The organism is Kitasatospora sp. NPDC036934 (genome assembly GCF_055608425.1).
Genome location: NZ_JBVJQR010000014.1, coordinates 212,880 through 234,670 on the forward strand (window position 1 = coordinate 212,880; position 21,791 = coordinate 234,670).

General features: G+C 72.3%; 20 protein-coding genes and 3 pseudogenes. 11 read left to right on the forward strand and 12 right to left on the reverse strand.

The features are described from left to right. The first annotated feature begins 7 nt into the window (after window positions 1-7). A complete protein-coding gene (locus ACZ7BZ_RS22970) occupies window positions 8-1,006 on the forward strand; it encodes an adenosine deaminase (RefSeq protein WP_470359910.1) in 999 nt (332 codons plus the stop codon). A 154-nt stretch (window positions 1,007-1,160) separates the two neighbouring features. On the opposite strand, the gene ACZ7BZ_RS22975 is transcribed toward ACZ7BZ_RS22970, so the two are convergent. The 5 genes from ACZ7BZ_RS22975 to ACZ7BZ_RS22995 all read right to left on the reverse strand — a co-directional run bounded on the left by ACZ7BZ_RS22975 (window position 1,161) and on the right by ACZ7BZ_RS22995 (window position 4,617). Beyond that, window positions 1,161-1,748, reverse strand: a complete 588-nt coding sequence (locus ACZ7BZ_RS22975) for a dihydrofolate reductase family protein (RefSeq protein ID WP_470359911.1) — start codon at window positions 1,746-1,748, stop codon at window positions 1,161-1,163. A gap of 70 nt (window positions 1,749-1,818) precedes the next feature. Then, complete coding sequence (locus tag ACZ7BZ_RS22980; RefSeq protein ID WP_470359912.1) at window positions 1,819-2,466, reverse strand: vitamin K epoxide reductase family protein; 648 nt, start codon at window positions 2,464-2,466, stop codon at window positions 1,819-1,821. Further along, window positions 2,463-3,257 carry a DsbA family protein gene (locus tag ACZ7BZ_RS22985; protein WP_470359913.1) on the reverse strand — a complete coding sequence of 265 codons (795 nt, stop codon included), beginning with the start codon at window positions 3,255-3,257 and terminating at the stop codon, window positions 2,463-2,465. Before ACZ7BZ_RS22985 ends, ACZ7BZ_RS22980 begins: the two co-directional genes overlap by 4 nt. 92 nt (window positions 3,258-3,349) lie before the next feature. Further along, complete coding sequence (locus ACZ7BZ_RS22990; RefSeq protein WP_470359914.1) at window positions 3,350-4,009, reverse strand: hypothetical protein; 660 nt, start codon at window positions 4,007-4,009, stop codon at window positions 3,350-3,352. A gap of 98 nt (window positions 4,010-4,107) precedes the next feature. After that, the gene (locus ACZ7BZ_RS22995; protein ID WP_470359915.1) at window positions 4,108-4,617 is read right to left on the reverse strand and encodes an SRPBCC family protein; all 510 of its coding nucleotides are present in this window, start codon (window positions 4,615-4,617) and stop codon (window positions 4,108-4,110) included. 360 nt (window positions 4,618-4,977) lie between these two features. On the opposite strand from ACZ7BZ_RS22995, the gene ACZ7BZ_RS23000 reads away from it, so the two are divergent. From ACZ7BZ_RS23000 to ACZ7BZ_RS23020, 5 genes are all read left to right on the forward strand, one after another. After that, the gene (locus ACZ7BZ_RS23000) at window positions 4,978-5,847 is read left to right on the forward strand and encodes an Fpg/Nei family DNA glycosylase (protein ID WP_470359916.1); all 870 of its coding nucleotides are present in this window, start codon (window positions 4,978-4,980) and stop codon (window positions 5,845-5,847) included. 606 nt (window positions 5,848-6,453) lie between these two features. After that, the gene (locus ACZ7BZ_RS23005) at window positions 6,454-7,191 is read left to right on the forward strand and encodes a polysaccharide deacetylase family protein (protein ID WP_470359917.1); all 738 of its coding nucleotides are present in this window, start codon (window positions 6,454-6,456) and stop codon (window positions 7,189-7,191) included. 192 nt (window positions 7,192-7,383) lie between these two features. Further along, window positions 7,384-7,710: a hypothetical protein gene (locus ACZ7BZ_RS23010; RefSeq protein WP_470359918.1), complete on the forward strand. Its 327-nt coding sequence runs from the start codon at window positions 7,384-7,386 to the stop codon at window positions 7,708-7,710. Between the two features lie 131 nt (window positions 7,711-7,841). Then, window positions 7,842-8,714 carry a sulfurtransferase gene (locus ACZ7BZ_RS23015; RefSeq protein ID WP_470359919.1) on the forward strand — a complete coding sequence of 291 codons (873 nt, stop codon included), beginning with the start codon at window positions 7,842-7,844 and terminating at the stop codon, window positions 8,712-8,714. Between the two features lie 170 nt (window positions 8,715-8,884). Then, window positions 8,885-10,411, forward strand: a complete 1,527-nt coding sequence (locus ACZ7BZ_RS23020; RefSeq protein ID WP_470359920.1) for a M1 family metallopeptidase — start codon at window positions 8,885-8,887, stop codon at window positions 10,409-10,411. A gap of 90 nt (window positions 10,412-10,501) precedes the next feature. Here ACZ7BZ_RS23020 and ACZ7BZ_RS23025 read toward each other — a convergent pair whose 3' ends face one another. Continuing rightward, on the reverse strand, window positions 10,502-11,302 hold the full coding sequence (locus ACZ7BZ_RS23025; RefSeq protein ID WP_380461403.1) for an AAC(3) family N-acetyltransferase: 801 nt from the start codon (window positions 11,300-11,302) through the stop codon (window positions 10,502-10,504). Window positions 11,303-11,582: 280 nt separating this feature from the next. After that, the gene (locus ACZ7BZ_RS23030) at window positions 11,583-12,938 is read right to left on the reverse strand and encodes a condensation domain-containing protein (RefSeq protein WP_470359921.1); all 1,356 of its coding nucleotides are present in this window, start codon (window positions 12,936-12,938) and stop codon (window positions 11,583-11,585) included. A 316-nt stretch (window positions 12,939-13,254) separates the two neighbouring features. Here ACZ7BZ_RS23030 and ACZ7BZ_RS23035 point away from each other — a divergent pair. Next, window positions 13,255-14,143, forward strand: a pseudogene (locus tag ACZ7BZ_RS23035) (beta-ketoacyl-[acyl-carrier-protein] synthase family protein); the annotation flags it as partial. Window positions 14,144-14,316: 173 nt separating this feature from the next. Here ACZ7BZ_RS23035 and ACZ7BZ_RS23040 read toward each other — a convergent pair. Together ACZ7BZ_RS23040 and ACZ7BZ_RS23045 are read right to left on the reverse strand one after the other, a co-directional pair. Continuing rightward, window positions 14,317-14,751: a PPOX class F420-dependent oxidoreductase gene (locus tag ACZ7BZ_RS23040; RefSeq protein WP_470359922.1), complete on the reverse strand. Its 435-nt coding sequence runs from the start codon at window positions 14,749-14,751 to the stop codon at window positions 14,317-14,319. Beyond that, complete coding sequence (locus ACZ7BZ_RS23045) at window positions 14,751-15,476, reverse strand: TetR family transcriptional regulator (RefSeq protein WP_470359923.1); 726 nt, start codon at window positions 15,474-15,476, stop codon at window positions 14,751-14,753. The genes ACZ7BZ_RS23040 and ACZ7BZ_RS23045 overlap by 1 nt, the downstream gene beginning before the upstream one ends. A 109-nt stretch (window positions 15,477-15,585) precedes the next feature. Here ACZ7BZ_RS23045 and ACZ7BZ_RS23050 point away from each other — a divergent pair, with 109 nt between their 5' ends. Next, window positions 15,586-16,293, forward strand: a complete 708-nt coding sequence (locus ACZ7BZ_RS23050; RefSeq protein ID WP_470359924.1) for an MFS transporter — start codon at window positions 15,586-15,588, stop codon at window positions 16,291-16,293. 94 nt (window positions 16,294-16,387) lie between these two features. Then, a pseudogene (locus ACZ7BZ_RS23055) lies at window positions 16,388-16,780 on the forward strand (MFS transporter); the annotation flags it as partial. Between the two features lie 150 nt (window positions 16,781-16,930). Here ACZ7BZ_RS23055 and ACZ7BZ_RS23060 read toward each other — a convergent pair. The 3 genes and pseudogenes from ACZ7BZ_RS23060 to ACZ7BZ_RS23070 all read right to left on the reverse strand — a co-directional run. Next, window positions 16,931-17,740, reverse strand: a pseudogene (locus ACZ7BZ_RS23060) (acyltransferase family protein); the annotation flags it as partial. An 11-nt stretch (window positions 17,741-17,751) separates the two neighbouring features. Beyond that, window positions 17,752-17,886 carry a hypothetical protein gene (locus ACZ7BZ_RS23065; protein ID WP_470359925.1) on the reverse strand — a complete coding sequence of 45 codons (135 nt, stop codon included), beginning with the start codon at window positions 17,884-17,886 and terminating at the stop codon, window positions 17,752-17,754. Between the two features lie 210 nt (window positions 17,887-18,096). Further along, window positions 18,097-18,705, reverse strand: a complete 609-nt coding sequence (locus tag ACZ7BZ_RS23070; RefSeq protein ID WP_470359926.1) for a response regulator transcription factor — start codon at window positions 18,703-18,705, stop codon at window positions 18,097-18,099. A 297-nt stretch (window positions 18,706-19,002) separates the two neighbouring features. On the opposite strand from ACZ7BZ_RS23070, the gene ACZ7BZ_RS23075 reads away from it, so the two are divergent. Beyond that, window positions 19,003-20,328, forward strand: coding sequence for an MFS transporter (locus ACZ7BZ_RS23075; RefSeq protein WP_470359927.1), 1,326 nt, complete (start codon window positions 19,003-19,005; stop codon window positions 20,326-20,328). Between the two features lie 478 nt (window positions 20,329-20,806). After that, the gene (locus tag ACZ7BZ_RS23080; protein ID WP_470359928.1) at window positions 20,807-21,790 is read left to right on the forward strand and encodes an ABC transporter permease; all 984 of its coding nucleotides are present in this window, start codon (window positions 20,807-20,809) and stop codon (window positions 21,788-21,790) included. Window position 21,791: the final 1 nt, after the last annotated feature.

The window sequence follows — 21,791 nt, forward strand, 5'->3', positions numbered from 1 at the left end:
ATCGCCCATGCCGCTTCCCAAGGCCGAACTCCACCTGCACATCGAAGGCACCCTCGAACCCGAGCTCGCCTTCGCCCTCGCCGCCCGCAACTCCGTCACGCTGCCGTACACCGACACCGAGGCACTGCGGAAGGCGTACTCCTTCAGCGACCTGCAGTCCTTCCTCGACCTCTACTACGCGCTGATGGCCGTGCTGCGCACCGAGCAGGACTTCGCCGACCTCGCGGACGCCTACCTGGCCCGGGCCGCCGAACAGGGCGTGCGGCACGCGGAGATCTTCTTCGACCCCCAGGCGCACACCGGGCGCGGGGTGCCGCTCGGCGTGGTGGTGGACGGCCTGACCCGGGCACTTTCGCGCAGCGAGGAGCGGTACGGCATCAGTACCCAGCTGATCATGTGCTTCCTGCGCGACGAGTCCGCCGAGTCCGCGCTGGACACCTTCGAGGCCGCCCGCCCGTACTTCGACCGGATCGCCGGCATCGGCCTGGACTCCGCCGAGGTCGGCAACCCGCCCGCGAAGTTCCGCGAGGTCTACCGCCGGGCCGCCGAGGCCGGGCTGCGCCGGGTCGCCCACGCGGGCGAGGAGGGCCCGGCCTCGTACGTCACCGAGGCACTGGACGTCCTCGGCGTCGAGCGGATCGACCACGGGCTGCGCTGCCTGGAGGACGGCCAACTCGTCGCCCGGCTGGTCCGTGAGCAGATCCCGCTCACCCTCTGCCCGCTCTCCAACGTCCGGCTGCGCTGCATCGACACCCTCGCCGACCACCCCCTGCGCGAGATGCTGGACGCCGGCCTGCTGGTCACCGTCAACTCCGACGACCCGGCCTACTTCGGCGGCTACGTCGAGGACAACTTCCGGGCCGTCCGGCAGGCTCTGGCCCTCGACCAGGAGACCCTGCGCCGGCTGGCCGCGAACTCCTTCCGGGCCTCCTTCATCGACGACCGGCGCCGGGACGAACTCCTGGCCGAGGTCGAGCGGTTCAGGTTCGAGCCGGCCGAGGAGTGAGCACGGAGCCGGGCGAACCTACGACGGATCGAGCGTGACCGTGGCCGGAGGGAGAAGCCGGAGGCGTCGTCCTTCGTCACGGTCGAGGACTTCTGGGGCGGCGTGCTGATGGGCTTCCTGGTCGGCTACTCGGGCACTGCCGCGTTCGCCCGGCTCACCGGGGTGTCGACGTAGCGTCGCGGTCCCGGGCGTAGTGCAGCAGGGTCACGCCGTTGGTGAAGCGGTGGGTCTCCAGCAGGGTGAGCGGGACGGGCTGCCCGGTGGGGCGGAACAGCAGGGTGCCGCGGCCGAGGACGACGGGGTGGACGTAGATCCGGAACTCGTCGATCAGGTCTTGGGCCAGGAAGGACTCGGCCAGATCGGCGCCGCCGAGGGAGAGGTCCCCGCCGGGGCCGGCGGTGAGGGCGGCCACGGTCTCGGGGGTGACCTCGCGGACGACGGTGGTGTTCCAGTCGGCGTGGTCGAGGGTGCGGGAGAAGACGGTCTTCGGCATCGCCCGCCAGATGCCCGCGAACTCCTTCATCGGGCCGTCGGCGGCCGGGTCCCGGTCGGCGGTGGGCCAGAACGAGGCCATCAGCTCGTGGGTGCGCCGGCCGGAGACGAAACCACCCATCCGGGCGAGTACGCGGTTGAAGTGGGTGTGCACCTCGTCGTCGACCCGGTGCCAGCCGAGGTCGTGGTCCGGGCCCTCGAAGTAGCCGTCCAGGGAGACGTTGGAGAAGAGGACGATCTTGCGTCGCATGGCGGCCTCGTCAGGGGGAGGGTTCGCCGCCCCCTCGGCTGGGAGGTGGAGAGGGGGCGGCGGACGGGGATCAGAGCAAGGTGCTCCAGTAGTACCAGAACCGGTTGAGCACCAGCAGCGCGATCACCGCGTACCAGAGCGCCGGGACGACCCAGTGGTAGCGCACGGCCTCCCGCACCACCGTCCGCGTCCTCGGGCCGCCCGGGATCACCCCGGAGCGCAGGTTGTGCAGGGTGGTGTACCAGAACAGCGGGATCATCGCGGCCCACACCACCATGCAGTACGGGCAGAGCGCGCCGATCCGGTACAGCGCCTGGTGCATCAGCCAGGTCACGAAGCCGACCCCGAAGACCGTCCCGGCCTGCAGGCCGAGCCAGAACCAGCGCCGGTACGCCGCCCCGGCGAGCAGCCCGGCGCCGATCGCCATCACCACCCCGAAACCGACCAGGCCGATCAGCGAGTTGGGGAAGCCGAAGGCCTCCGCCTGCTCGCTGCGCATGATCGAACCGCAGCTGATGATCGGATTGATGTTGCAGCTGGGGACGTACGACGGGTCCTTCAGCAGCCGGATCTTGTCCAGGGTGAGGACCGTCGAGGCGAACAGGCCGACCGCGCCGCCGATCAACAGCAGCCAGGCGAACGGGCGGCTAGCGCCGAAGGTCCGCGCGGTGGGGGTTTCGGTGGCCGGGGTTTCGGTGGTGGGGGCGGGGATGGTCACCCGGTCACCTGCTTGACCATCGCGGTGAACTGCTCGGGGGAGGCGGCCTTGCCGTTGGTCAGCACGTCCAGCTTCTTGCCGTCGAGCTTGACGGTCGGGGTGCCGGTGACGTCGCTCTTGTCGAACTGCTCGTTCACCTTGGCCGCCCACGGGGCGTAGGTGCCGTCCTGGACGGCCTTGACGAAGCCGTCGGTCTTCAGGCCGGGGACCTGGCCGGCCAGGTCCAGGAGGTGGTTGACGTCGCCGAAGTCGTCGCTGCGCTCGCCGGGCTGGTTGGCGTACAGCACGTCGTGGAAGGCCTTGAACTTGTCCACGCCCTCGTTCAGCGCGGCCCCGGCGGCGGCCAGCGCGGTGCGCGAGCCCTTGCCGCCGAGGTTCTTGTCCAGGAACGTCGCCAGGTGGTACTCGATCTTGTACGTGCCGTTGTCGGCCAGCTGCTGGATGGTCGTGCCGGTGGTGGTCTCCAGCTGCTCGCAGAACGGGCAGCGGAAGTCCTCGTAGATCTCCAGGGTGTGCGGCGCGTCGGCCTTGCCGTAGCTGATCACGGTGCCGTCGGCGCCGCCCGCGTTGGCGGGGACGACCAGAGGGCCGTTCGCCCCGGCGGCCGAGGAGGAACCGGAGGAGCCGCCGACGGCGAAGGCGACACCGGCCGCGAGGGCGAGGACGGCGGCGGAGGCGGCGCCGACCACCACCCGGCGGCGGATCCGGTCGGAGCGCTCGGCCTGGGCGCGGGCGGCGCGCATGCGGTCGGTGGCGTTGGTCTTCGGGGCGGTCTTGCGGGTGTTGCTCATGGGGTGTCGTCCTGTGCTCTCGGGCGTACGGGTGTGCGGCACGACCGGTATCGGGTCGGCGCGACGGAGAGACGACCGCTGGGCGAAGGGGCTCAGACGGCCAGGGCGAACACCGGCGGACCGCGCCGGACTGCTGGGCGCACCACCACGTCCTCGGCCGGGACCAGCACGCGGCTGGTCCGGGGGAACGGCACCCGGACCACCGGGCGGGCCGGGACGGGCGCGGCCAGCAGCCGAAGCCAGCGGGCGGCGGCCGGCAGGTGGGAGTGCAGGAACTCGCCCAGCACCTGGAGGGCCCGGGTGAGGCCGCTCAGCGCGGCGTCGGCGCGGCGCAGCCAGAAGGCGCCGACCAGTGCGATCGCCGTGTGCAGCAGCAGGAGCAGCAGGACGCCGCTCTGCTCGGACACGCCGTGACCGAGCAGGAAGCCACCGAGCGAGCCGCCGCCGCAGAGCAGCGGGCGGAAGCCCTGCCCGGCGTCGGCGGGCAGGGAGGGGCAGGAGCGCTGCGCCAGGTCGAACAGGGCGCTGACGCCGAGCTGGAGCGGGAGGAACGCCGCCGCGACCGCCGGGTAGCCGCGTTCGCGGCCGGCCAGGGCGAGGGCGAGGACGAAGACGGCCGCCGCGGCCAGGCCCATCGTGCCGACCGGCAGCGTCCGGCCGGTGACCAGCACCTGGCCCAGCCCGGCGAGCAGCACGACCAGCGCGGCGAAGACCGCCGCGCGGAGCGTCCTGGTGACCGGTCCGATGTCCATGGCATCCGAGTCTGCCACAGGTTGAAAGCGGAACGGTCTTGTCGTCGGCGGGCTGTGAACAGCCTCACGACCCGTGCTGAGCTGGGCTTATGTGGTTCTTATGGGGCATCGTGGGGTTCGGCGCGGGGGCTGGCGTGGGGTTCGGTGGGGGTGGTGCGGGGGTGGCTGTCGGCGGCGGTCACCCGGGCCTCCAGCAAGTCCCGGAAGTGTTCGAGGTCCCCGCGCACCGCGCGCTCGATCGCCCCGGCCTGGGCGAAGCCGCGAGGGCCGCCGAACTCCTGGTGCACGGCCTCCGGGTCGTACTCCACCCGGATCTGCAGCCGGGTGTGCCGGGGGTCGAGCGGCAGCAGCGCGAACGCGCCGCTCAGGTGGACGGAGTCCAGGGTCCGCCAGGCCATCACCCGGCCCCGGCCGCGGTCGGTGATCTCGGTGTCCACCGACCGTTCGGTGTTGCCGACCAGGACTCCGAGGTGGGCGAGGTTCCGGCCGTGGGGGTGGGCGCTGCGGACGCCGTCGACGAACTGGGGGTAGTCGTGGACGCGGTGCAGTTGCTCCCAGGTGGCGAGGACGGGGGCGGCGATGTCGATCTGTTCCTCAAGGGTGGTCATGGGGGTTCCTCCGGGGACCAGCCTGCGCTTTGTTGGGGGGTGGGGCAAAGGGGGGCGTTGCGGGGGGCTGTTGTTGTGTGGGTGGGCTTTCGGGAGGGTGGGTGGTTCCGGGGGCGGTTCCGGGGGTGGGTGCTCCGGGGGCTGGGTGATTTTCGGACCGCCGACCCTCATCGCGCGGGGTGCTCGTCGTTGGCGGTCTGAAAATCACCCGTCACGCCCCTCTCCGCGCCCACCCCCTCCACCGCCCCCTTCCGCAGCGCGTCCCTCTCGCCTGGGGCGGGTGGGAGGTGGGGGCGGTGGAGGGGGTGGGCGCGGGGGCTTTGGCCTGCGTGCTCGTGGGGGGTGGGGGAGACTGGGCGCATGCCGGAGTTGCCCGAGGTGGAGGCGCTGTGTGCGTTCCTGACCGAGCGGTTGACCGGGCGGGAGATCGCTCGGGTGCAGCCGGTGGCGATCAGTGCGTTGAAGACGTACGACCCGCCGGTGACGGCCCTGGAGGGGCGGGTGGTGGGGGCGGTGGGGCGGCGGGGGAAGTTCTTGGACGTGGAGGTGGGTGGGCTGCACCTCGTGGTTCATTTGGCGCGGGCCGGGTGGTTGCGGTGGCGGGATGTCCTGCCGGTGGAGCCGCCGCGGCCGGGGGCGAGGAATCCGTTGGCGGTGCGGGTGCGGCTGGCGGGGGAGGCCGGGGACGGGTTCGACCTGACCGAGGCGGGGACGAAGAAGGGGCTCGCCGTCTACGTGGTGAGGGATCCGGCGGAGGTGCCGGGGGTGGCCAGGTTGGGGCCGGATCCGTTGGACCCGGGGTTCGGGGTGGAGGAGTTCGCCGCTTTGTTGCGGGGCGAGAGGCGTCGGCTCAAGGGGGTGTTGCGGGACCAGAGCGTGTTGGCGGGGGTGGGCAACGCCTATTCGGACGAGGTGTTGCACGCGGCGCGGATGTCGCCGTACAAGTTGGCGTCGAGCTTGACGGAGGAGGAGACGGCGCGGCTGTACGAGGCGCTCGGGGGGACGCTGCGGGAGGCGGTGGAGCGGTCGCGCGGGTTGGCGGCGGGGGAGCTGAAGGCGGAGAAGAAGCTGGGGATGCGGGTGCACGGGCGGACGGGGCTGCCCTGTCCGGTGTGCGGGGACACGGTGCGGGAGGTGTCCTTCGCGGACTCGTCGTTGCAGTACTGCCCGACATGCCAGACCGGGGGCAAGCCGTTGGCGGACCGGCGGATGTCGCGGCTGTTGAAGTGAGGCCGGCTTCAACAGCCGCGACGGGGGGTCAGTGCTTGGTGGCGACGCCGCCCCAGTCGTAGGCGGCCCTGGGGTCGGCCGGGGGCTCGCCGTCCGGGCGCCAGGCGAGCACCGGGGAGAGGAGCGGTTGGCCCTGGCCATCTCCTTGACGCTCGGGACTGCCTTCGTGCCACCCAGCCGGTAGTCGTAGACCCGTGCGGAGTGGTGGTGTCGACGCCGAAACGTTCCCACTGGCTCGGCTCGGCGGCGTCCTCGTCCTGTGGGCCCTGTTGGGGGAAGTCCTGACCCACCGTCATGGCTATGTCCTCTGATGGCAGATCATCACACCGGTGGATGCACGGTGTGGCGGTCGTGGGGGCGGCGCGGCCGTGGGCCGTCGGAGTGGTGATCGGGGCCGTCCGGGGTGCCCGGGGAGAGGGCCGGTGAGCGGCGGGGCAAGCATCAAGAATGCTGTCTGATCGTCAGATTAAGTTGTCGGTGACCTCTCGGATCACCTCGCGCAGGCTGTTGATGGTGGCGGCCGGGATGTCATTGCTCGGCGGTGCCGCCGCCTGCAAGAGCCCCTGGGCTGCCACTGCTGCTCCGGAGGGGCGGACGGAGGTCCTGGTGACGGAGACGCCCGGGGCGCCGGTGCCCTCGGCGGCCGCGTCCCCCACGTCGTCCTCTCCGACGCCCTCCCCGGCGCCGCCGTCCGCCGGTCCTTCGGTCGCGCCGACCGTCCAGCCCGTCCGCAAGGCGCTCAGCGAGGCGGAGAGCAAGCCGGTGTACGACCTGGACCCGTCCCAGCGGGTGGTGGCGCTCACCATCGACGACGGGCCGGACCCCCGGTACACGCCCCAGGTGCTGGCGCTGCTCCAGCAGCACGGGATCCGGGCGACCTTCTTCCTGATCGGCGAGAACGCCGTCGAGCACCCGGCCCTGGTGAAGGAGATCGCGGACCGGGGCCACCACATCGCCAACCACACCTGGACCCATCCGGATCTGCGGCACATGTCGGAGAGCGCCGTTCGGGACGAGCTGGAGCGCACCTCGGACCTGCTGCACCGGACCACCGGGCGGCTGCCCACCTGGTTCCGGGCGCCGGGCGGGGACTTCTCGCCGGTGTCGCTGCGGGTGGCCGCCGACCTGGGGCTGCGGAACATGAGCTGGACGGTGGACCCGAGGGACTGGTCCCGGCCGGGGACGTCGTCGATCATCGACACCGTCCTCAAGGACGTCCGGCCCGGGTCGATCGTGCTCAACCACGACGGCGGCGGGGACCGCTCGCAGACGGTGGCGGCGCTGAAGGCGTACCTGCCGGTGCTGATCGACTCGGGATACCTCTTCACGGCGCCGCCGAACTGACATACGGATGTCAGGGAACCGGATATCGAAATGTCGATGGATATCGATGGTGGGCGTAGGTGGCGGCTTTGGCGGCTAAACCACTCGAACGGGTGGATTGGGAGAACCGTTTCTGCGGATTTCGGGCCTTTAGGGTGATCTCGCACCAGTTCACCAGGTACCCGTCCGGGTACCGCCTGAAAGGCTTTTTCCATGCGTCTCCGCAATGCCGTGCTCGCCGTCGCCAGCGCCGCCGCCCTCGTCCTCGCCGTTCCGATGTCGGCCAACGCCGCCACCGGCGATTTCCTCTACAAGGTCGGCCCGGGCGTTCCGGCCGGGCTGGCCGACCCGGAGAGCGGGAAGTGCATCGACCTGTTCGGCGCTACCGAGAACGACCCGGCCTTCGCGCCGGAGAACTTCACCACCTCGACCGCGACGGTGTTCCTCGACTTCGACTGCAGCGGTGACGTCTTCTACGTGATGAACCCCGGGAAGAAGCTCGGCGACCGGCTGAAGCTGCGCTCGGTCGTCTTCTCCTGAACGGAGCCTTCCGCGAGGTGGCCCGGGCCGGACGGTCGGCGTAGCGTCGAACTGTCCGGCCCGGTCGCCGGTGCTTCGTGATGTCCGGTGGTCGGGTGCCGCAGCCTGGGCGGAGCGAAGGAGGTCCCGGGATGACCGGCAACGGTTATGCGCATCCTGAGGCGCTGGTCGGCACGGAGTGGCTGGCCCGCCATCTGGACGACGGGACGGTTCGGGTGGTCGAGGTCGACGAGGACGGCAGCGCGTACGAGCGGGGCCACATTCCGGGTGCGGTCGGCTGGAACTGGACCGCCGACCTGCACAGTCAGGTCGGGCGGGACTATGCGGACCGGGGGGCCGTCCAGCACCTGCTGCGGGCGGCCGGGGTGGAGGACGACACCACGGTGGTGCTGTACGGCGGCAACAACAACTGGTTCGCCGCGTACGCGTTCTGGCTGCTGCGCCTGCGGGGGTTCGGGCCGGTGCGGCTGCTGGACGGCGGGCGCAAGAAGTGGGAGCTGGAGGGGCGGGAGCTGACCCACGAGGTGATGGACTACCAACACAGCTCGTACGTTCTGACCGGGCCGGAGCGGCCCGAACTGCGGGCCCTGAGGGACGAGGTGCTGGCCAAGGCGGAGGTGTTCGCCAAGCCCGGGGCGGACTCGGTGCTGGTGGACGTGCGCTCGCCGGCGGAGTTCCGGGGGGAGCTGATCGCGCCGCCCCATCTGCCGCAGGAGCAGGCCCAGGTGCCCGGGCACATCCCGGGGGCGGTCAACGTGCCCTGGTCGCAGGCGGCCAACGACGACGGGTCGTTCAGGTCGGCGGAGGAGCTGCGGGCGCTGTACGGGGGCAAGGGCGTCGGGCCGGAGCGTGAGGTGATCGCCTACTGCCGGATCGGCGAGCGGTCGGCGCACACCTGGTTCGCGCTCACCGAGCTGCTCGGGTACCAGCACGTGAAGAACTACGACGGCTCCTGGACGGAGTACGGCTCGCTGGTCCGGGCGCCGGTGGTGCTCGGGGCCTGAGGCGGCGTCGGGCGGCGCCGGTGGGGCGGGTGGGGCGCGTGACGGCGGTGGGACGCCGTCATTTCGGCGCGTTTCTTTTCATGAACATCTCATCGTTGGGGAGTGGACTGCGGGCCGCCGGGACAAGGATCGATCCGACCCGATCGTTCCGGTGATCCTGGAGGACCACGTTGCGCAAGAGACTGATCGTCTCCGCCGCCAGTGCCCTGAGCCTGTTCCTGGCCGTCCCCGCCTCGGCAGCCGACTTCCAACCCGGCGCGGCCGGGATCGGCGACCCCTACTACCCGACCTACGGCAACGGCGGCTACCGCGTCTCGCACTACGACATCCGGCTGAAGTACCAGCCCGCGACCGACGAGTTGGAGGGCACCACCACCATCCTGGCCACGACGACCCAGGACCTCTCCCGGTTCGACCTGGACTTCGCGCTGAACGTCTCCGAGGTGCGGGTCAACGGGCGGCCCGCGACCTTCGCCACCAGTGGCGAGCAGGAGCTGCAGATCACCCCGGCCCGGCCGCTGGCCAAGGGCAGCCAGGCCACCGTGGTGGTCCGGTACAAGGGCGTGCCGTCGGAGGTCAAGAAGTACGGCTTCACCGCCTGGCACCGCACGCCGGACGGCGCGGTGGCGGCCGACGAGCCCGAGGCGGCCTGGTGGTGGTTCCCGAGCAACGACCACCCGAGCGACAAGGCCACCTACGACGTCTCGGTGCTGGTGCCGGACGGCAACCAGGTGATCAGCAACGGCGTCCTGACCGGCACCAGCTCGCAGGCCGGCTGGACCCGCTACAGCTGGCGCGAGAACAAGCCCCAGGCGACGTACCTGGCCACGCTCGCCGTCGGGAAGTTCGACATCACCACCGACACCACCGCGAGCGGGGTGCCGGTCTACAACGCGTACAGCAAGGACCTCGGCGAGAACGCGGACGCGGCCCGGGCCAGCGTGGAGCGCACCGGCGAGCTGGTGGACTGGCTGAGCGGCTACTTCGGCGACTACCCGTTCAGCTCGGTCGGCGGCTACGTGCCCAACGTCCCGACCGGCTACGCCCTGGAGACCCAGACCCGGGTCTTCTACAGCCCCAAGCAGTTCGCCAAGGGCACCAACACCTCGGTGGTCGTGCACGAGTTGGCCCACCAGTGGTACGGCGACAGCGTCTCGCTCTCGCGCTGGAGCGACATCTGGCTGAACGAGGGCTTCGCCCGGTACGCCCAGCTGCTCTGGTCCGAGCACGAGAACGAGGGCACCGCGCAGGAGCTGGCCGACTACATCTACGCCTCGCACCCGGCCGACGACGCGTTCTGGACCGTCAAGCCCGGCGACCCGGGCCCGGACAACCAGTTCGCCACCGCCGTGTACGACCGGGGCGCGGTGGCCATCCAGGCGCTGCGCAACACCGTCGGGGACGAGAAGTTCTTCCGGATCCTCAAGGGCTGGCCCACCGAGCGCAAGTACGGCAACGCGACCATCTCCGAGTTCCAGGCCTACGCGGAGAAGGTGTCCGGGCAGAAACTCGGGGACCTCTTCACGACCTGGCTGTTCACCGCTGCCAAGCCGGCCGTGGGGCCGGTGGCGCCGGGCACCCCGGCGGCGGCCGCTTCGCCGGCGCCGGGGGCGCAGGACGACGCCCGGGCGGTGGTGGAGCCGAAGTCGTGGAAGAAGATCGAGGAGACCAACTCCGTCCACGACACGGGGCGTTGACGCCCGGGATCGTGGTGCGGTGACGGGCGTGGTCCGGTCGGCCGTTCGCGCTCGGACACGGGAGCGCGAACGGGGGCCGGGCCACACCGCTCAGGAGCCGTCCGCCGCCAGTAGTTCGGTCAGGCGGCGGACGGCGAAGGGTATGAGCTCGCGGACCGGGACGAGGCGGCAGGGCGCGTTGCCGACCAGCACCTCGCGGATGCCGGCCAGCTCCTCGAATTCCCGCCCCACCACCGGGAAGTGGGTGTCGTTGTCGTCGCCCACGTCGGGCGTCTCGATCCAGACCCGCTCGCCCTGGATGGCCATCGGGAAGCGGCGGAGCTTCAACCGGCGGTTGGGCGCGAAGGTCTCCGCGTAGTGCAGGAAGGTGTTGCGGTTGTGGCCGACGCCGACCAGCAGCACGTACCCGCCGAGGTCGTGCAGCGCACCGAAGGGCGACTCCCGGCCGACGGCGAAACCCAGCGAGCGGCGGGCCGTCACCTCCCGGGCGTGGGCGCCGACGGCGGCGACCGAGGCCTGCGGATGGGTGCTGCGCAGGCTCTCCGGCAGGGCGCGCAGCGTCTCGGCCACCGCGCCCATCGGGGACGGCAGCTCGGGGTGGAACAGCGGGACCCGGGAGCGGAGTTCGGCGACCTCGGGGGTGGGCAGGCCGGCGTGGTCCGGCGCCGGGTCGCAGACCGTGGAACCGGTGAAGGCGGGCACGGCCACCGTGCCGCCCGGCCCGACGGCCTCGCGCAGACTGGCCACCACGGCAGCGGCCCCGCCCTCGACCCGGCCGAGGCTGGACAGCGAGGAGTGCACGATCAGCGCCATGCCGGGGCGGACGCCGACGCGGTGCCAGCCGTCCACGAGGTCGGCGGTGGTGAGCGGGCTGGTGCCCGGAGTGGTCATGGTCCCCCCTGGTGGTGTTGGTGCTGGGCGGTTCTGGGTGCGCTGGGTCTGGCTGGGCGTGCTGATGTCGGTTCGTACCGGTGTGGTGCGATTGTTCGGGCCCGACCCTAGCGGGTGGTACTGACAATCGGTCAGGAGGGGGTGTCGTGCGTCAGTCCCCCACGAGGATCCGCACGGGCTCCAGGCTAGGGTCCGGGTCAACCCGTTTGTTCGGCGGCCGGCCGCGTACCGTCCTCGGGGCGGCCGAGGACGGTACGCGGCCGGGCAGGTGCGGTGGTGGTCACGCGGGGACGGCGGCGCCTGACGTGGCGGCCTCGGTGAGGATCAGCTGCTCGACGCCGCGCAGGAAGCGCTCCATCGCCGGGCGTGGGAGCACGGCCGGGTCGGCGGTCATGGCCAGGCTGAGGGCCTCCGGGGACTGCAGGGCGTCCAGGGCGTAGGTCAGGCCGGGGCGGGGCTCGAACTCCGTCGGCCAGTCGAGGGTGGTGCCGTCCTCGCCCGGGTCGGGGGTGGCCGGGACCAGCTCGCGGGTGTCGTTGAAGACGCAGGAGCGGTCGGCGAGCGGCACGCCCTCGGTGGTGAGCCGATCGGTCTCGGCGGCCAGGGCGAGCTTGTCGAAGTACGCGTGCCGGTAGGTGCCGATGGCGGCGGCGTGGGTGCGGCGCACGACCTCGCCGAACTCGGCGGTGGCGTCCGGGAGGTGGAACAGTCCGTCGCCCGCGACCACGCTCACCGCGTTGGTCAGCTCAGGCAGGAAGCGGTTGTTGACCACGACGTGGAGCACCGCCTCGGTGCGGCCGGACAGCCGGGCGGTCATCGCGGCGGTGGCCGCCAGCAGGACGGAGGAGGTGCTCACCCGGTGCGCGGCGGCGACCAGTTCGACCGCGCGGGGCAGCGCGGGGGAGCGCAGGACGGCGTTGGGGAAGCGGGCCGGCGGCGCCCCGGCCGTCGCGGGCTGCGGGAACAGCCGCGGCGGGCCGAGCCGGAGCTTGCGCAGGACCTGCTTGCGGGCCGCCTCGTCGCGGCGCCGGCCGCGCTCGGAAGTCTGGAACCCGGACTCCTCCAGGGGCTGTTGGGCCGGGGTGCGGAGCCCGGCGAGCTCGGTGGGGGAGGTGCCCAGGCTGAGGGCGGTCAGATCGGCGACCAGGCGGCCCATCCCCGAGCCGTCGACGGCGGTGTGCGAGAGCACCAGGCTGAGGTGCCGGGCCAGGCCGTCGGCCGTCACCACGCCGACCCGGAGCGGCCAGTGGGCGGCGGTGTCGAAGGGGCGCCCGGCCAGCTCCCGGTGCAGCCGGGCGCCGGTCTCGGCCGGGTCGGCGCCGTCCGTCACCGGCTCCACCTCGACGGTCAACACCCCGTCTGGATCGACGACTTGATCCAGTCGACCGTCGGGCGTCGGGCGTAGCCGGGTGTGCAGCGAGTCGTGCAGGTGCAGCAGTCGCTCCAGCGCGTCGAGCAGGACGGGCACCGGCAGGCCCGGGTCCAGCGGGGCGGCGGTGGCGATGTTGTAGCGCGGGGCGTCGGCCGGGGGCAGCCGGCGGACGGCGTCCCAGATGGCCCGCTGGCCCCAGGTGGCCGGTCCGGAGCCGGACCGGCCGGACGAGAACGCGATCTCCAGCAGTTGGCGAGTGGTCACCGTGTGGCTCTCCGATGTGCGGTGGGTCGATGCGTCGGTGCCGGTGCGTTGGGAGCGCGGGTGCTGCTGGGGAGAGTGTGGCGCACCGCTGCCGGGGCGTCGAGAGCGCCGACCGGTACCCGGCGGCCGTCCCGGCGGGCCCGTCGGGGTGCCGCTCGTTCGCGCTCCTATCCGCAGTCGAGTCGGGCTCGAGCCCGCCGCCCCAGCCTGCTGATGGCCTTCGGAGCGCGGTCCGGGGGTCTGACGTCCTCACCGGACTCACCGGACGCAGGCGAAAGGAACGGACCGTGACGCGACGTACGGACGGAGGCCGGCGATGACCCGGCGTGTAGTGATCACCGGAATCGGGGTGCGCGCCCCCGGCGGCCCCGGCACCAAGGGGTTCTGGAACCTGTTGACCGAGGGGCGCACCGCCACCCGGACCATCTCGTTCTTCGACGCCTCGCCGTTCCGCTCGCAGATCGCCGGAGAGGTGGACTTCGACGCCGAGGCCGAGGGGTTCAGCCTCCGGGAGATCCGGCGGATGGACCGGGCCACCCAGTTCGCCGTCGCCTGCACCCGGGACGCGCTGGCCGACAGCGGCCTGGAGACCGACGCACTGGACCCGCACCGGATCGGGGTCAGCCTGGGCAGCGCCGTCGCCTCCGCGACCAGCCTGGAGGCCGAGTACCTGGTGCTGTCCGACCGGGCCGGGACTGGCGGATGGACCCGGGCTACCTGTCCCTCCACATGGCGGACTACCTCAGCCCCGGTGTGATGCCCGCCGAGGTCGCCTGGGTGGCCGGCGCGGAGGGCCCGGTGGTAATGACCTCCGACGGCTGCACCTCGGGCCTGGACGCGGTCGGCTACGGAGCCCAGCTGATCCGCGAGGGCACCGTGGACACCGTCGTCGCGGGGGCGGCCGACACCCCGATCTCCCCGATCGTGGTCGCCAGCTTCGATGCGATCAAGGCCACCCCCCCCGCAACGACGACCCCGCGCACGCCTCCCGGCCGTTCGACGGCTCGCGCAACGGCTTCGTACTGGCCGAGGGCGCCGCGATGTTCGTGCTGGAGGAGTACGAGGCCGCCCTCAAGCGCGGCGCCCACGTCTACGCCGAGATCGGCGGCTTCGCGACCCGCTGCAACGCGTACCACATGACCGGCCTCAAGACGGACGGCCGGGAGATGGCCGAGGCCGTCCGGGCCGCCCTGGACGAGAGCCGCGGGAGGCCGGGGCCAGCCACGTCACGCTGTCCAGCCGCCGTGGCGCGGGCGGCGTCCAGGCGGAGATCGCCCGGCTGGCCCGGTTTGCGGAGCTGACCCGCGAGACCTGGTGAGGCGCTGACACCCGGCCCTGATGCCTGGCCCTGATGCCTCGGCCGGCCCCCCGGTGCGTGCTACCGGGGGGCCGGTGGCACGTCGCGGGCGTCGACCCCCGGGGCATCCGGGTCGAGGTTCCAGGCGATCACCCGGACGGGGTGGATGCGGATCAGCTCGCCGCTGAAGTACGGGTTCGGCGGCGTCTCGCCGTGACGGGCCTCGGCGCGGCCGCGGATTTCGATGCCCCGGCCGCGGAAGCGCGAGCGGGTGCTGCCCTCGGGCGCGTAGTCGTCCACGACGAAGGAGACCCGCGGATTGGCCGCCACGTTGCGGAACTTGCGGCTGGCGGCGAGCTTCGGGCCGCCGATGTCGATGGCGCCGGTGGCCGGGTCGACGGTGAAGGCGACCGGCCGGTTCTGCGGCTCGCCGGCGGGGCCGACGGTGGCCAGTCGGCCGTGGCCCTGGGAGGCCAGGTAGCGCAGTTCGGTCTCGCTGAACGGATTGCTCGTCATCACGGCGTCCGATCGTCGGTTGCGGGGGCGGCGGTTCCGGGGGCGGGGTTCGGGTCGCTCTCGGGGCGGCCGGGCCGGGCCGGGTCGCCGAGGTGGCGGATCAGTCGGCGCAGCTGCTCGCCGTAGTAGTGCTCGAACTCCGGGTCGTCCGGGGTCAGGCCGCTGGCCTCCCGGGCGGTCTGCGGGAGCATCACGGGGGCCAGGATCATGCCCATCACGGCGAGCCGGACGAACCCCGGGTCGAGGTCGGCGGCGATCTCGCCGCGGGCCTGGGCCTGGCGCAGGTTGGCGAGGTCCTGGGCGAGGGTGGTGTCGCCGTCGACCTCGTCGGCGGCCGAGCCGTCGCCGGTCAGACCGCGCCAGACCATCAGCCGGGCCGGTCGCGGGTCGGCGAGCCCTGCCCTGAGGTAGCGGGCGGCGACCTCCTCCAGCGGCAGGTCCGGGTCGGCGAAGACCGCCTCGCTCTCGCTCCAGCTGCGCTGGAGTTCGCGGTAGAGCCCCTCCTTCCCGCCGAAGTAGTAGTTGATCAGCTGCTTGTTGACGCCCGCGTTGGTCGCGATGTCCTGGACGCGGGCGCCGGCGAAGCCCTTCGTGGCGAACTCGTCGAGCGCGGCGCTCAACAGGGCCTGCCGGGAGCGGTCGGCGTCCCGCTGCCGCTCTTCGGGGGTGGGGGACCGTCGGGGATGCCGCCGCTTGCTCTCCACCTCGGTCGATGACTCGCTCATGGCGGCAGTCTATACCGGCATCACCTCTATGTATGACTGCATCAACTTAGTAGACGAGTTAGTCATCCAACTGGTTGACAGAAGCGAACCGTCGGCTGAGGCTGCTGCTGTGAAAGCATCCAAGAACGCCTCGGCCCCCGTGGTGGAGAATCCGGGACTGACGCCGGAGACCCGGCGGGTCGTCGTCGTCGTGCTGGTCGGCGCCGTCCTGGCCTTCCTCGACGCCACGATCGTCAACGTCGCCCTCAAGTCCCTCACCACCGAGCTGGACGCCACCCTCGACGCCGTGCAGTGGGTGGTCACCGCCTACCTGCTGGCCCAGGCCGCCGTCCTGCCGGTCACCGGCTGGGCCGCCCGCCGGGTCGGCGCCCGGCGCCTGTACATCGCCTCACTGCTGCTCTTCACGCTGGCCTCGATCGTCTGCGGCCTGGTCGACAACCTGGGCGCGCTGATCGCCGCCCGCGCCGTCCAGGGCATCGGCGGCGGCATGATGATCCCCGCCGGGCAGATGATCCTGGTGCGCACCGCCGGCCAGGCCGGGCTGGCCCGGGTGATGGGCGCGGTCGGCATCCCGATGGTGCTGACCCCGGTCGTCGGGCCCACCATCGGCGGCCTGCTGGTCGACCGCGCGGGCTGGCAGTGGATCTTCCTGATCAACGCGCCGCTCGGGCCGATCGGCCTCTTCCTGGCCGCCCGGCTGCTCCCGCCGGACCCGGCCGGGGGGGCGGACCGCTCGACCTGCCCGGACTCCTCCTGGTCGGCCTCGGCATGGTCGGCATCACCTACGGCCTCTCCGAAGCCGGCAGCGCGGGCCTGACCTCGGCCAAGGTGCTGGTCCCGCTGCTGGTCGGGCTGGCGCTCACCGGCGCGTTCGTGCTGCGATCGCTCCGGTGCCGCACCCGCTGCTGGACATGAGGCTCTACCGCAGCCAACTGTTCAGCTCGGCGTCCTTCGTCACCTTCGTGTTCGGCGCGGCCACTTACGGCGGCATGATCCTGATGCCGCTCTTCTACCAGGTGGTCAAGCACGAGGACGCCTCGCACACCGGGCTGCTGCTCGCCCCGCAGGGCCTCGGCGCGGCGGTCGCGATGGGCATGTCCAGCCGGCTGTTCGAGAAGATCGGCAGCGTCACCTGCGTGATCGGCGCGGCGGTCAGCGTGGTCGCCGCGCTGCCCTTCGTCCTGATCTCCGACGGCACCTCGTACTGGGTGCTCGGCGTGGCGATGGTGGTCCGCGGCCTCGGCATCGGACTGTCCGTGATGCCCGCGATGACGGCGGCCTTCCGGGCCATCGACCCGGCCAAGATCAACGACGCGACCCCGCAGCTCAACGTGGCGCAGCGGGTCGGCGGCTCGGTCGGCACCGCCGTCTTCGTGGTGGTGCTCCAGCAGCACCTCGCCGGCGGCGCCGGCCGGGATGAGCAGCGCCAGCGGCACGATCGTCAGCGCGGCCGTGCCGAACTGCCCGGGGGCGTACAGCGCCCCGGCGTACCCGGCCAGGAACAGCAGCCCGGCGGGCAGCAGGCCGATCCGCGGCCACCCGCCGGCCAGCACGATCCGGGCCAGCAGCATCCCCAGGACGAACTCGAAGGCCCGCATCACCGGGAAGAAGTAGACGAACCACAGCTGGGTGACGGAGTAGTCCATCCGCGGCGAGATGTGCGGGCCGCCCGAGAGCAGCAGCGCCGAGACGGCCGGCACGCAGAACACCGCCAGCGCCGCACCGCCCGCCCACCACCACGGCCGCCCGGCCCGGATCCGGCCGACCAGCGGCAGCAGCAGCGGGAACAGCAGGTAGAACAGCGCCTCGCAGCACAGCGACCAGCTCACCTGGTCGATCCCGGTGAGCACGTCGATGCGCGGGATCCAGGACTGCACCAGCAGCAGGTTCGGCACCAACTGCCCCGCGGTGAATGCCTCCCCGCAGACCAGCATCAGGGCCACCGCCGCCACTGCGGTCACCAGGTGGTTGGGGTAGATCTTGCACAGCCGCCGACGCCAGAAGGCCCGGGCCGGCTCACCCGGCCGGGCCGACCAGGTGAGCACGAAGCCGCTGAGGACGAAGAAGGACGACACGCCCGTCGACCCGGCGGCGCTCCACCAGAAGCCCGCGCCGGTGCCGGAGGTCCAACTGCTCGGCAGGAAGCGGAAGAAGGCGTGCGAGAAGAAGACCATCCCGGAGGCGAGGAACCGCATGCCGACGAGGGTCGGCAGGTTCGGACGTCGGGGCGCCGTCGTCGCGGCGCCGGGTGTCAGGGCGCTCATCCCGGCGCGGCCTAGCCGGCCTGCGGCGCCCAGCCGCTGCGGCGCAGGAGTTCGGCGAAGGTCAGCAGACCGGGGTGGGCGGCGCGCAGCGCGGGGATGTCCGCCTTGTAGCCGATCTCGTTGAACCACTCGAAGGTCTTCGCCATCCAGACGTCCGCCGGCGGGGCGGGCGGGTGCGGCTGACCGTGTCCAACGAGGGGTGCGGCCGAGGGCGTCCCGGGGCCGGCGCCGCGGCGGCGGACTGGACAACCTGACGCAGCGGGTGGAGCGGATCGGCGGCAGTCTGACGTCGCTCGTCGACCGGGAGGGCTGGTTCCACGTGGTGGCGGACTGCCCGGTCGAGCCGGGACGGGAGGTTACGGTATCCAGCCGTTGTCCCGAGCGATTCGAACCGCGTCCAGTCGATTTCGCGCGCTGAGCTTCACCACGGCGGTGGTGAGGTAGTTCCGTACGGTGCCGACGGACAGGTGCAGTTGCCCGGCGATGTCGACGGCCTCCTCGCCCGCCGAGGCGCGGGCCAGGACGTCGGTCTCGCGGGGTGTCAGCGGGTTCTGGCCGCGGTCCCACAGCGCGACTGCCAGCTGGGGGTCGATCACCCGGCGCCCGCCGGCCACCGTGCGGATGGCGGCGGTGAGTTCGGACGGCGGGGCGTCCTTGAGCAGGTAGCCGTATACCCCGGCGTCCATCGCCCGGCGGATCATCCCGGGCTGGTCGAGGGCGGTGAGGATCAGCGTCCGGCAGCCGGGCAGGTGGGCCTGCACCTCGCGGGCCGCGGTGATGCCGTCCAGGCCCGGCAGGTTGACGTCGATGACGGCGACGTCCGGCCGGTGCTCCAGTACCGCGGCGAGGATGTCGTTGCCGGTCGCGACCTCGGCGACCACCTCGAGGTCGTCCTCCAGGGTGAGGAGGGCGAGCAGGGCCCCGCGCAGGATGCGCATGTCCTCCGCCAACAAGATCCGAATCATTGCGCCCGACCCCCGTCTGCCGCATGCCGACCCGCCCCGCGATGTCCCGTCCCGCCACGCCGTGGTGACCTTCGGTCGATGGAAACAACGCCGTGTGTCGGGCAGGGACTTTCTCATTGCGGACCGGTTGCCGGGGCGGGGCGCGGATGGGGTTTCCCAGCGGGTTCGGTGGTGGGGAGTCGGGGGCGGGGTTCCGGAACGCGCCGACGGGGTTCCGGATCCGGGGGTTCCCTGCCTATCTCGATGTGAAGTATCTTGATATCGAGATTGATGGTGGACGTGAAACGGGGGCCCGTCATGCGGGGGAACGGACTGTGGGCACAGCTGCGGCGACCGCCGGGCGGGCGGGACGCGCGGATCATGCTGCTGGCCCAGGGCGTGGACCGGACCGGCACCGGGGTGTGGGCCGCCGCCTCGGTGCTGTACTTCAGCTACGTCTGCGGGATGGACGCCGGTCGGCTCGGACTGCTGCTCGGCGTCGGCGCGGTGGCCGGCATCATCGGCTCGCCGCTCGCCGGGCGGGCCGCCGAACGGCTGTCGGTGCGCGCGCTGTTGATCGGCTGCCACCTGCTGCGGGTGGCCACCATGGCGCTGCTGCTGGTGGTCGACGAGTTCACCGCGCTGCTGGCGGCCGTCGCCCTGACCTGCCTCGCCGAGCGCGGCGCCAAGACCCTGGAGATGCTGTTCGCCACCCGGGTCGCGGGCGGGCGCCGGGCCACCTACCAGGCGCTGTTCCGCAGCGTCGCCAACGGTGGGTACGCGGTCGGGACGGGCTTCGCGGCGATCGGCCTGGCCGTCGGGACCACCACCGCCTACCGGGCGCTGATCGTGGCCAACGCGCTCTCCTACCTGCTGGCCGCCGCGCTGATCCGGCGCACCGGGGAGCCGGCCGGCCGGGTTCTGGTGGCGGCCTCCTCGGCGGCGCCGGTGCTGGCGGGCGGCACGGCGGGCGGCACGGTCGACGGTGCGGCGCCGGCCGCCGGGGCCGCGCCGAGCCCCTGGCGGGACCGCGGCTACCTGCTGTTCGTCCTGCTGGACCTGCCGATGTGCCTGGACGACTCCGTCCTCAACGTCGGCCTTCCGCTCTGGCTGATCCACCGCACCGCCGCGCCGCACGCCGTCGTCCCGGCCTTCCTCACCCTCAACACCGTGCTGGTGGTGCTGCTCCAACTCCGGGTCTCCAACTGGGCCGAGCGCCCGGGCGGCGCGATCAGGGCGGTCGGCTGGTACGGCGTCGCCCTGCTCGCGAGCTGCCTGCTGATCGCGCTCTCCACCGGCGGCGGACCGCTGACCGCCTCGCTCGCCCTGCTGGCCGCCGCGGCGCTGGTGACCCTTGCTGAACTGATGCGCTCGGTCAGCTCCTGGGAGCTGGCGGTCAGCCTCGCCCCGCCGCGCGCCCGGGCCTCCTACCTGGGGGTCGCCGGAATGTCCCAGTCCGTGCAGAAGTCCGTCGGCCCGATGCTGCTCACCGGCGTGGTGATGGCCGCCGGCCCGGCCGGCTGGCTCACCCTCGGCGCGGCCGGCACCGGTCTCGCCGCCCTCCAGCGCCGGGCCAGCCGGCGGCGGCTGGCGTCCCTGGCGGCGCCCTCGGCGGTGCCGGTGGAGCCGGTCGCGGTCGCCTGACGGAGGTGGCCGACCGGGCTCACGGCCGGCGGAAGGCTGCCGCGCGTGGGAGCGGCTCTCCTCGGTCGGCGGGTGCGGCGGGCAGGCATCAGTCACGTGACTGTCGTCGGAGAGGCGGGTCCTGTACCCGGTCCGTCGATCGGCTGTTCCACGGTCCGTCATCGCGCTGTCATGCGGCCGGTCGGCGGCCGCGCCCGCCCGGCCTCCGGGGCCACCGCGCCCGGCGGCCCCGGAGACCGCTCCGGCCTGCGAATTCGTCGGGAATGTGACGCGAGCACAACCTGTGCTGCGGGGGTGTTTCGTCTTCGTGGCCAGATGCCTCGATCCCTGGTGCCACGGGTCCGCTCGCACACAGACTGGCTGCTGCACGGTCGTGCACCCACCCCTTGGACCGAGGAAACCCCACCCGCATGCGTACCTCCCCCAGACCCGGCGCTCCCCAGCCGCACCCGCCGCATCCGGTGGGGAGGTGCTGTCCGTGCTCCGGTACGTGACCCGCCGGGCGGTGGGCTGGTTCCTGGTGATCGCCGTGGCCACCAACGCCACGTACTTCCTGGCCAGTTGGTTCCTCGACCCGCGCTCGAACTTCAAGGAGCTGCGCCCGGTCCGTACCGAGGAGCAGCTGTCCCGGGCCCTGGCGCCCTACAACCTCGACCCGCACGAGCCGCTGCTCCACCGCTGGTGGGACTGGCTGACCGGGGTGGTCCTGCACTTCGACTGGGGCCGCTCCCCGGTCGGCGTCCAGGTGAACGGGGAGATCGGCTACCGCTCCCTGGTCAGCGCGGAACTGGTGATCGGCGCGACGGTGCTGTCCGTCGTCGTCGGTGTCGCGCTCGCGGTCCACACCGCCTCGCGCCAGTACGGCTGGCGGGACCGGGCCGCCCAGGCCCTCTCCATGGCGCTCTTCAACGTCCCGGTGTCCATCGCCGCCCTCGTCCTGGTGCTGCTGGCCATCCGGCTGAACGAGCACGCGGGCTGGCACTTCCTGTACGTCGCGGGGGAGAACTCGCCCGACGTGGAGGGGTTCTGGGCGACGGCCGGGGACCGGCTGCTGCACCTGATCCTGCCGACGCTGACCCTCACCCTGACCGGGTACGTGGGCCACCACCTCACCCAGCGCTCGCTGCTGCTGGACGTCATCCACTCCGACTTCGTCCGCACCGCCCGGGCCACCGGGCTCACCCGCGCCCAGGCGATCCGCCGGCACGCCCTGCGCACCGCGCTGATCCCCACCGCGCAGTCCGTGGCCTTCAGCATCCCGGCCGTCTTCACCGGCGCGGTCCTCACGGAGACGATCTTCGGCTGGAACGGCATGGGCCAGTACTTCATCCAGACCATCAACAAGAACGACGTGCACGGCACCGTGGCGACCGCCGCCTTCGCCGCCGCCCTGACCGCGATCGGCGCCATCCTCGCGGACATCGCCACCGTTCTGCTCGACCCGAGAGTGCGGGTGAACTGAG